Here is a 9,608-nt window from a genome sequence, read left to right on the forward strand (position 1 = left end):
TGATTGATGGATCGGCTCAAGCCGTTTCACATATTGTAGGCTTTATCTCAGCTTGGCTTAAGAGCCTGAGGTAACAACCTGCTCACAAGGAGGAGCTTAGTAATTCCAACTTACTGGGCTCCTCCGCCATGAGTGTATCCTATGAAATATGGTTCCAGCTTAGCACACCGCCAAAAGACCGTGAAGGCGCTCGCCTCCCGGAGAGAAATGCCCACCCATTCACCTCTCAAGTGCCGCCCGCAGGTCCGCCAGAGTTGTCGAGCGCATTATACCGAAGAATTGCGCATCTACCTGTTCTACAGCGGGAATCGCCCGAATCGCAATATCCTGCCCCGCGTCCGTGAGGAGAACATTCTTTGACCGCCCGTCTGTAGGGCTTAAAACACGCTGCACAAGCTCGCTTTTCTCTAGGCGCCGCAGCACGTCAGAGACCATTTGTGCATCCATGCCAGCAGCTTTAGCAATATCGATCTGTTGTACAGATTCGGTCTTTTGAGTTAGCCAGTAGGCGCAGGCGAGAATCACGAACTGAGTCTGCGTAACGCCCAGCGGTTCCAGGGCATCAGCTACCGCTCGCTGCCATCGCTGGGTTAGTTTCCACAACACAAACCCCGGGCTGTCGGCACCAGGGTTAGCAAACCTGCTAACACTCATGATGCACGTGCCGCCTTAATAAGCTCGCTCATCTGGGCGGGAAAATCAGAGCTTATACCAGGCCCTATGTGTGCACCTATGGTATCTGCCTCATCCCCTGTGATTTCTAGGGTGTGAGTAATGCGTGTGCCTTCCTTAATAGGCTCAAACTCGTGACGGAATGTCAGGATTAGACCGTTAAATGGGGTCTCGTCGGCGTAGCGCTTTTCAGGCACGAACTCGGTGACCGTTGAAATGACCTGTTCCTGACCGGCAGGAGTCATTGCGATACGTGTACCCACTGCGAGTTCCCGTTCAGGTTCAAAATGGTCGCCTCCGGGCAGGGTAAGTTCGCCGCTGTGCACCGCAATAAAGGTGCGCCACAAAGCAGGTATGCTGACATCAGTAATCTGAGAATGCTGGGTGCTCCACATCGTGTATTCCCTTCTACGAGAGTATTATGTCCCGTTACGCAGATTAGTAAATACATTGATTATCAATGCATTTATTAATATATCAAAAAGCGCCTCTCAGAGGAACCATGAAGCACGGTAACCTAACGCGCCACTACCCTAATCCTTCTTCGCATCCTCCAGCACCCGCATCAGTTCGGCGAGCCCCGCATCCAGCTGGCGGCGCGTCTCAGCGGGCAGCTTTTCCAGAATACGCCGCTCATTGTCCACGTGTTCGAAGACGACTTTTTCCACCAATTCACACCCAGCGCCCGTCAGCTTCACGAGCATACTGCGGGCATCATCCGGGTTAGGGATGCGCTCAATGAGCCCGCGCTTCTGCACCTTCTGCAAGCGGGTTGTCATAGTGCCTGAAGTAACCATGAGCGATGCAAAAAGCTCGGTCGGGGTCAGAATATAGGGCGCACCCGCGCGGCGTAACGTCGCCAGCACGTCAAAGGCGCCATTACTGAGATCATAGGCAGCAAAAACCTCGTCAAGACGCGGCGCGAGCAGAATGCAGCATCGCTTAAGACGCCCGATCAGAGCCATATGTTCAGAAGCCAACTCGGGGAGTTCACGTTTCCACTGATCGATAATAATATCCACGGCATCGGGGTGGATACTGCGGGAACGGGCGCTCGACATATTCCTCCTAAAATCGACTCACTACTATTTTATCTTGCTTTCAAGACAAAAAGCGATTAGGATTTATCTTGAACTCAAGGCATCTATCCGACTGCGAAGAACTATGAAAAACCGTCTGCCTTTGCTGATCATCACGGCGTTCGTCCCCATGGTTTGGGGATCAACCTACCTCATCACCTCCGAGTTTCTGCCGCCCAACCGTCCCTTCACTGCCGCGCTGATCCGTGTGCTGCCAGCAGGGTTGCTGCTATTGCTCATCACCCGAGAGTTCCCGCGCAAGAACGAGTTGGGCCGGATTATTCTTCTCGGCATCCTCAATATCGGTCTATTCCAGGCGATGCTGTTCGTCTCTGCATACCGCCTGCCCGGCGGACTGGCGGCGATTCTCAGCTCAACACAAACTATTTTCGTCCTCGTCCTCACCCGAACGGTTGCCAAGAAAGCGACTCCCGCATCGGCGTGGCTTGCCGCACTTATGGGCATTATCGGTATTATTCTGCTGGTCGCATCCCCCAGCACCACCTTCGATGTGATCGGCATTCTTGCGGCGCTCACCGGGGCTGTCGCCATGGCGTGCGGTATTTTCTTCACCGCCTCAGGAACATCGTCTCTCTCGACTCTCGCCATGACAGGATGGCAGCTGCTCGTGGGCGGAATATTCCTGCTGCCCATTGCCCTACTGACCGAGGAACCGCTGCCACCGCTCACCGCCGCAAATATCGGCGGATACGCCTTCCTCTGCCTGGTGGGCACAGCGCTCGCCTACTGCGTGTATTTTCATGGGCTCTCGAAGCTACCACCCGCGGTCATTGCATCCCTGGGACCGCTCAGCCCAGTCACCGCCTTTATCCTTGGCTGGATTTTCTTGGGGCAAAGCATGACGCCGCTTTCGATGCTTGGCTTCGTGCTGGTACTGACCTCAATAGTGGGGGTACAGCGCGCGATGATGGGCGCTCGAAAAGCGACTCTTTCCCACACAAAATAGTTTTCTTGCGGCCCCACACACGACATAAAAAGGCTCTTGATGCGCATAAAGCACCAAGAGCCTAAGGTAATTGTTCTACCCGCAGAGAGGAGTTGGCAGTTAGCGCTACCAGCTCCTCTCGCCATAAGGCGTATAACTCATAAAGATAGAACCAGCTTAGCATACCGCCCCAGCGCGCCGATTAGCTGTCAGTCGTCTTAGGGGGCTCAGCGTTATTCCCAGCTGTTGTCTCTTTGGTTCCAGCCGTCTGTGAATTCCTCTCAGCACGGGCTTTTTCACGCTCCGCCGCCTCACGCTTGGCCTTCGCCTGCTCGTAAAGCTTTGCCGAGGATTTATTGATACCCGTACCCTGCCCCAGTGAAGGGTCGTTCGGGCGTTCCGCTAAGATCAGGGTTGCACACACTACGAGGGTGACCACAAAAACCGCGCCCGCCACACCTAAGGCCAACACAAGGTTGGGGTGGTTGCGGGTGCCGCCGGTTGCAAAAATAAATACGGCGAAGAAAGCCGCTACAGCCAGAGCAGCGGCAACCAGCAGGGGACCTTTCACCTGCGCTTTAAATCCGCGGGGGCGTTCTTCAGCCACTCGTTCCTCCTCTTGTGTGTGTGTCTAACCAGTGTACGCGCCGTTGCAGTACACCTCTAAAACCTGGGCGATTGTGAACTAGGGTTTTGTTCGGTCAGCGCCCGCTTTCTCGCTCGGTCCCAGAGAACCCACCAGCAGAAAAACGCCGATAATCAGCGCCCCGCCGCCGGGAACTCCCAGGGTCGCTTTCGCCCCGATCTCCCCCACAAACGGCAGAATCAAAGCAATTGCAAGAAGCACGCCCCCTTCCAGCACCCAGTCGCGCCACACAGCCACCGCACTACGGTAGCGCATCCCCAAGAGCAGCTTAATCAGTCCCGGCAGGCCCGAACCGGCGCATACCACCAGAATAATAAGAGCAAGGGTATCCGGTATTATCACGAGCAAAGCCCCGGATGCCGCCTGCACGAGCGCCGCCGAACTGAGCGATGCGCTTGTCGCGGGTCCGTAGTGCATCCTGCGGGCCGTGAGCGCGTGTGAGGTGCCGAGTGCGAGCATCCAGAGGCCCAAAAGTATTTTGGTGAAGACATTATCAGGGGTCTGCACAAAAACGGTGATAATCCCAAAGATAAGGTATATCAGCGCGTGCAGCATTAACGATGCGCGCCCTTGCGCGGTACCAACAGCGCGCGGAACTTTTCCGCTCGGGGGCGGGGTCGATGCCGAGGGTTTCGTGCTCACGTGTACCAGAATACCGTGCAGCACCCTAAAATTCCGCATAAACCCCCGGGAGCATCCTTAATATTCCATATACGGAATATAGAATACACCCGGGGTTTAGCACTTCTGGAGCCGTTCGGGGCTACTCCAGCTCAACCGGGCCGAGCACGCGAGCCTCCTCAATATCCAGGATTTCCTGAATCGCGTGGAGCACATTCGTGTCGATTGTGCGCTCATTACGCAGGCGCTTGAGCACGCTGCGTTGCTTCTCCAAATGCCGCAGACGCAGCTCTTTCTCAAGGTCGCTCGCTTCAATAATGCGGCGGGCTTCTTCCGGCGCGTTCGCACCGTGTTTACGAACGGCGTGCAGGTTGCGGTACATACTCGCGTTGTACATCTGTTCATCGGCAATGCGGTCGATAATCCACTGTGGTGCACCAATTTCCTGGCCAATCTCAGCCACAGAGTCGAAGGACTCGGCAATTATCGTGCGCACTGCTTCATTGATCTCATCTTCTTCGGTGGTATCAACCGGAATTTTCGCCCACCTAATAACGAGCGGCAGGAGCATCCCCTGAACCACCATCGACAGCAGAACCACGCCCGCAACAATAAAGATAATAAAGTCACGCGCGGGAACATCAGTCGGCACGGAGAGAGCCACCGCGAGGGAAACACCGCCGCGCAGTCCCGCAAAGGTACTCACTACACGGCCACGGAAAGTTGTGCGCAGCTGCTTCTGCTTTTCTGAACGGTCAAGGGCACGAATAATACCGATCGAGACGTGCAGGAAAATAAAACGCGCCGCAATGGAAACAAGCCATGCCACCACAATCACGGCGAACGTCAAAGCCCACGCATAGTTGTATTCACGAAGAACATCATCCACAGGCGCAGTGGCGCTGGGCAGCTGAACACCCACGAGCACGAAGAGCGCACCGTTCATGACATAGGAGACAAACGACCAGATGGGCAGACCGTAGAAACGGTTTTGGGGTTTGATGGTATCCGGTCCGCGATAGGTCAGGTAGAAAGCGGCGACCACCACAGCCACCACTCCGGAACCTTTCATGCCCTCAAAAGGCTCGATCTCTTCAGCCAGGAAGAAAGCAATAAACGGCACGGTAAACATGAACACGCTGAAGTTCATGGGGTTGCCGATGTGCGCACGCAGCTTATTCGCACCCCATCCGACGGCCAGGCCAACGAGACTTCCGATCAGGAACGAGAAGAAGAACATTCCGGATGCGGTCCCCAGGGCCAGTTCATGACCACCCGCAAGCTGCAGGGCGAGTGCGAAAAGAACTAGGGTGGTGCCGTCGTTAATGAGTGCTTCCGCTTTAAGGGTGGTGATGGAAGATTTGGGGAGTTTGCCGTTGAGCGTTGCCACGGCCACGGCATCGGTGGGGGCGAGCGCCACGCCGATAATCAGCGCCACATGCCACAGGTAGACGCCCATAAATGTGTGAAGCACCCAGGCGATAACGAACGCCGTGAAAATTACGAGCACCGTGCCCGAGAGCAGAATGCCGCGCAGACGGGCGCGCACCTCACGCCAGGAGGTGTTTCGGGTCTCCCAGAACAGCATCACGGGCAGGAAGATTTCGAGAATCACGTGCGGGGGCAGCCCGGCCTCGCGCACCTCGTGCATGGCGTGAACGGGGATGAGCGCCAGCACAAGCCCCATGAAAATGAGCATAATGGCGGGGGTTATTCGTATTTTATGGGCAAGGATATTACCCAGAAGAATTGCCAGCGATAGGGCAATAATGACTTCAAGCACGGTGATGTTCCTTGATGTGTGTTGGAGGTTGAAGAAAAATAAACAGCGCCAGTATAACACCTGTGAAGGCGCGCATATTCCAACATATCACGGGTAAAAATACGGGGCTTTATGCTGAACGGCACTCTCTTCGCGGTGCTGTACTTTTAGGTGCAAAAGACGCGCGCATGTGAGATGCCCTGTGCAGGGTGCACACCGAGCGGTCTAGTTATCTGTTCTATAGGAGTCGGCTTACGAGGCTTTATAGCGCCGCAAACCTCACGAAATATGACGATTCGTGTCATGCAGACACAAAGATGCGCGCGCATCCGCAGAAATTCCGTTGCAAAGTGAGCGTCCATGCATCGAACGTGAGAAAATGGGGGCATGACTGAACAGACTAATTCCCCAGTAACCGGCTCCCCGCTCGTGAAGCGCGGGCTTGCCGACATGCTCAAGGGCGGCGTCATCATGGACGTCGTCACCCCCGAACAGGCCAAGATCGCCGAAGATGCTGGCGCCGTCGCCGTCATGGCGCTTGAGCGCGTACCCGCCGATATTCGTGCGCAGGGCGGCGTGGCCCGCATGTCCGACCCCGACATGATTGAGGGCATCATTAACGCCGTCTCGATTCCCGTGATGGCGAAGGCGCGCATCGGGCATTTTGTTGAGGCGCAGATTCTTGAAAGCCTCAAGGTGGATTACATCGACGAGTCAGAGGTACTCTCCCCCGCCGATTACGTGAACCACATTGACAAGCACCAGTTCACGGTGCCGTTCGTATGCGGCGCCACCAACCTGGGTGAGGCACTGCGCCGTATCGCCGAGGGTGCCGCTATGATCCGCTCGAAGGGTGAGGCCGGCACCGGTGACGTCTCGGAGGCGACCAAGCATATCCGCACCATTAAGCGCCAGATCGCCGAGCTGCAGGGCCTGTACAGCACCATGCCCGATGAGCTGTACGTGAAGGCGAAAGAACTTGCCGCCCCCTACGATCTGGTGCTCGAAGTTGCGAAGACCGGTAAGCTGCCCGTGGTCATGTTTACCGCCGGTGGCGTGGCAACCCCCGCCGACGCAGCCATGATGATGCAACTGGGCGCGGACGGCGTATTCGTCGGCTCCGGCATCTTCAAATCCGGCAACCCCGAGGCACGTGCCAAGGCCATCGTGAAGGCAACCGCGTTCTACAACGACCCCGAAAAGCTGGCGGATGCATCACGCGGTTTGGGCGAGGCCATGGTCGGCATCAACGTTGCCGATCTGCCCGCGCCGCATCGTCTGGCGGAGCGCGGCTGGTAGTACGTGCCGCCACGTGGCGGATGCGCGCTCGCCGATCGATATATTCGGTTCAGGTGAGGGCGCCCGGTCAAGGCGTGCAGGGGGTGAAGCTCGGTGCGGGCTTCGCCCCCGACTCTGTTCAGATACGTTATCCGCTCGGGTGAGTTTGGCTCTTTCAAACCCGAAGCTCAACGTTCTACAATGTGCGCAACCTCGTGTTGCAGAAAGATAGGCTCATGAGCGAGACTGAGATTCTTCCCCCGGCTGCCCTGCCCGGTGCAGGCAAAACCGTGGGTGTTTTGGCACTGCAGGGCGGCGTTGCCGAACACGCGCGCATGCTCGAATCCCTGGGAGCGCAGGTGGTGCTCGTCAAAAGTGCCGAACAGCTGGCGAACCTGGATGCGCTGGTTCTGCCCGGCGGCGAATCTTCCACGATTGACAGGCTGACCCGGATTTTTGGTCTGCGCCAGCCGTTGATTGAGGCTATTTCGGGGGGTCTGCCAACCCTGGGAACCTGTGCCGGGCTGATTATGCTCTCGACTGTGATTGACGATCCAGCTCCGGGGCAGCAGTCGCTCGGTGTGTTGGATGTTTCGGTTGGGCGTAACGCCTTCGGCTCGCAGGTCGATTCGGCGCAGGTTCATCTGCCGTGGCTTACACCCTCGGGTGAGGAAGTCGTGATCGATACGGCGTTTATTCGCGCGCCGATTGTGACCCACGCCGGTGAAGGCGTGCAGGTGGTGGCGCATCATGAGGACAAGATTGTGGGCGTGCGTGCCGGGAACATTATCGGCATTTCTTTCCACCCGGAAGTCACGGGCGATACCACCGTGCACGAGGAGCTGCTCTCGCTGATTCGGTAGGCTCCCTCCTGCCTCTCCCCTGGTATAAAAAGAGCCTTCATGTGGGAGAACAAAAGTTATCGAGACTTATCGGGGGTTATCGGGATTTTTAAGATAAGTCCCGATAGGTTGAGATAACTTCGTGCAGCTACTGTGCCGACCGCTTAATGAACCGATCCATCCCCGGCACCGTAAAAGCGATCCGACCATATGCAGGGCTGTACAGTACACCTTTCTCAATTAAGGATGCGCGGCGGGCACTCAAAGACGTTGTAATAGATTTCATCCGGCTGGATACCTCTGAGACCGGCACAGAGTCCCCTTCTTCCTCAGACATAAGATCGGCAACCGCCACCAAGTAGTGTTTCTCAGATTCTGTTGCCCTGTTCCACCGCGTCATATAGAACCCGCGGTTTAGTTCTTCCCAGCCCAAAGTAACGCCCACACGAACATCATCCTGAGTGATATTGCCCGCGCTGGCACAGTCCCAGGCATCCCGCCCAAACTGCTGAATGAAATAAGGGTATCCGTGAGATTGGTCCACAAGTTCTGCAAGCGCATCCTGCGTGATACTACCGCCATTTTTAGCAATAGGATCAGCATAAGCCAGCCTGGTCTGATCATCATTGAGACGCTCTAAAGGATGGTAGCTAAAGAGCCTTTCGGCGTAAGTCTTAATCTCGCCCAGTTTCGTGGGAACTGAAGGCAGTCCAGCTCCAAAAATATAGAATGGAAGCTCTTTTTGCCCGGCTTCATGTTGGGTTGTCAGCAGAATATCGAGCATCTCGTTATCAAGATCTTGAATCTCATCAATGAAAATACCCACACCATTACTAGGTGTTTGGTCTTTGAGCTCCCGAGCCATAGAAAGTAGTGTCTCTGGAAGATCAAAGTCTAGAAGACCCGTTGTATCGGAGTGGTGCGTATCAGCTTTAAGCACGACGGAGGCTCCGGCAAAACCAAGCGTCGCTGATAGAGAAGCAATATTCGATAAGAGTTTCTTCCAGTGACTTTGCTGTTGGTAGCCTCGAACAGCTAGGGCAAGTTCTTTACCCAGGCGGGTGCGAACTTGAGTATATGCATTCTTCCCCATTCCGCTTTCTAGAGAGATCGTTACCCATCCGGCACGTTTTGCGTCTTCCTGCAGACGGCGCAAAAGCACGGTTTTGCCCATCCCCCGCAGCCCGTAAAGCATCATGCCACGGCTAATGGCTCCTATCTCAGTACGACGCAGGATGTTAGTAAACGTATTAAGCGGTTCTTGCCTGCCCGCAAATTCGGGCGGAGTATGCCCGGCGCCCGGGCGGAATGGGTTGAGAGTCATGGTCTGCGAAAGCCTCCTTAGATTTTTAGTCTACAGGAAGTTATCGGAACCTATCGGGGGTTATCGGGATTTTTAAGATAAGTCCCGATAAGTTGAGATAAGCGACAAAGCTAGTTATCCCTTTTAAGGGATTTCTGGGGATACGTTGGGATAACCTACCGCGCGGCCTTATTTTCTGAGACGGTTGCAGAAGCTATTGTGCTTTCCAGGCAAAGGGCTGTATCTAAGATTCTCTTGCGGAAGAACAGCCCTCGGCAGCCAGTAGGCGGTGTGCTAGACTAAAAGCATATTTCATGATGCAAACGCTCATGAACGGAAGGGCTCAGTAGTTCCCGCTACCAAGCCCCTCCAGTGAGCAGGGTCGTTACCTCAGGTTCCTAATACAGGTTGAGATAACGCCTACGATATGTGAAACGGCTTGAGCCGATCCATCAATCA

The 9,608-nt window shown here is 55.4% G+C and carries 10 protein-coding genes; 3 read left to right on the forward strand and 7 right to left on the reverse strand.

What is annotated here, in order from left to right; all coding sequences use genetic code 11:
* Positions 1–219: 219 nt before the first annotated feature.
* From HMPREF2981_RS05390 to HMPREF2981_RS05400, 3 genes are all read right to left on the reverse strand, one after another.
* A complete protein-coding gene (locus HMPREF2981_RS05390; RefSeq protein WP_070661436.1) occupies positions 220–654 on the reverse strand; it encodes a MarR family winged helix-turn-helix transcriptional regulator in 435 nt (144 codons plus the stop codon).
* Entirely contained in the window at positions 651–1,067 is a 417-nt protein-coding gene (locus tag HMPREF2981_RS05395) for an SRPBCC family protein (protein ID WP_070661439.1), read from the reverse strand. Before HMPREF2981_RS05395 ends, HMPREF2981_RS05390 begins: the two co-directional genes overlap by 4 nt.
* A 138-nt stretch (positions 1,068–1,205) precedes the next feature.
* On the reverse strand, positions 1,206–1,733 hold the full coding sequence (locus HMPREF2981_RS05400; protein ID WP_070661442.1) for a MarR family winged helix-turn-helix transcriptional regulator: 528 nt from the start codon (positions 1,731–1,733) through the stop codon (positions 1,206–1,208).
* A gap of 103 nt (positions 1,734–1,836) precedes the next feature.
* Between HMPREF2981_RS05400 and HMPREF2981_RS05405 the strand changes: the two genes are divergently transcribed.
* Positions 1,837–2,718 (forward strand): EamA family transporter, encoded by an 882-nt coding sequence (locus HMPREF2981_RS05405; RefSeq protein WP_070661446.1) that lies wholly within the window; start codon positions 1,837–1,839, stop codon positions 2,716–2,718.
* A 181-nt stretch (positions 2,719–2,899) separates the two neighbouring features.
* Here HMPREF2981_RS05405 and HMPREF2981_RS05410 read toward each other — a convergent pair whose 3' ends face one another.
* From HMPREF2981_RS05410 to HMPREF2981_RS05420, 3 genes are all read right to left on the reverse strand, one after another.
* Entirely contained in the window at positions 2,900–3,304 is a 405-nt protein-coding gene (locus HMPREF2981_RS05410; protein ID WP_048752420.1) for a hypothetical protein, read from the reverse strand.
* Positions 3,305–3,382: 78 nt separating this feature from the next.
* Positions 3,383–4,024, reverse strand: a complete 642-nt coding sequence (locus HMPREF2981_RS05415) for a hypothetical protein (RefSeq protein WP_048754621.1) — start codon at positions 4,022–4,024, stop codon at positions 3,383–3,385.
* An 82-nt stretch (positions 4,025–4,106) separates the two neighbouring features.
* Positions 4,107–5,747: a Na+/H+ antiporter gene (locus HMPREF2981_RS05420; RefSeq protein ID WP_070661448.1), complete on the reverse strand. Its 1,641-nt coding sequence runs from the start codon at positions 5,745–5,747 to the stop codon at positions 4,107–4,109.
* Between the two features lie 366 nt (positions 5,748–6,113).
* Between HMPREF2981_RS05420 and pdxS the strand changes: the two genes are divergently transcribed.
* Both pdxS and pdxT read left to right on the forward strand, forming a co-directional pair.
* Entirely contained in the window at positions 6,114–7,025 is a 912-nt protein-coding gene (gene pdxS, locus HMPREF2981_RS05425; RefSeq protein WP_070535662.1) for a pyridoxal 5'-phosphate synthase lyase subunit PdxS, read from the forward strand.
* Positions 7,026–7,240: 215 nt separating this feature from the next.
* Entirely contained in the window at positions 7,241–7,867 is a 627-nt protein-coding gene (gene pdxT / locus HMPREF2981_RS05430; protein WP_070661451.1) for a pyridoxal 5'-phosphate synthase glutaminase subunit PdxT, read from the forward strand.
* Between the two features lie 127 nt (positions 7,868–7,994).
* On the opposite strand, the gene HMPREF2981_RS05435 is transcribed toward pdxT, so the two are convergent.
* On the reverse strand, positions 7,995–9,170 hold the full coding sequence (locus HMPREF2981_RS05435) for an ATP-binding protein (protein WP_070554825.1): 1,176 nt from the start codon (positions 9,168–9,170) through the stop codon (positions 7,995–7,997).
* Positions 9,171–9,608: the final 438 nt, after the last annotated feature.

The sequence above is a fragment of the Rothia sp. HMSC069C01 genome (assembly GCF_001814655.1).
Taxonomy (GTDB): Bacteria; Actinomycetota; Actinomycetes; order Actinomycetales; family Micrococcaceae; genus Rothia; species Rothia dentocariosa.

Excerpts from the sequence above, each read along its gene's own strand:
- HMPREF2981_RS05400 (WP_070661442.1), bottom strand. The coding sequence starts at position 1,733 with ATGTCGAGCGCCCGTTCCCGCAGTATCCACCCCGATGCCGTGGATATT.
- HMPREF2981_RS05395 (WP_070661439.1), bottom strand. The coding sequence starts at position 1,067 with ATGTGGAGCACCCAGCATTCTCAGATTACTGATGTCAGCATACCTGCT.
- HMPREF2981_RS05390 (WP_070661436.1), bottom strand. The coding sequence starts at position 654 with ATGAGTGTTAGCAGGTTTGCTAACCCTGGTGCCGACAGCCCGGGGTTT.
- HMPREF2981_RS05435 (WP_070554825.1), bottom strand. The coding sequence starts at position 9,170 with ATGACTCTCAACCCATTCCGCCCGGGCGCCGGGCATACTCCGCCCGAA.
- HMPREF2981_RS05415 (WP_048754621.1), bottom strand. The coding sequence starts at position 4,024 with ATGCGGAATTTTAGGGTGCTGCACGGTATTCTGGTACACGTGAGCACG.
- pdxS (WP_070535662.1), top strand. The coding sequence starts at position 6,114 with ATGACTGAACAGACTAATTCCCCAGTAACCGGCTCCCCGCTCGTGAAG.
- pdxT (WP_070661451.1), top strand. The coding sequence starts at position 7,241 with ATGAGCGAGACTGAGATTCTTCCCCCGGCTGCCCTGCCCGGTGCAGGC.
- HMPREF2981_RS05405 (WP_070661446.1), top strand. The coding sequence starts at position 1,837 with ATGAAAAACCGTCTGCCTTTGCTGATCATCACGGCGTTCGTCCCCATG.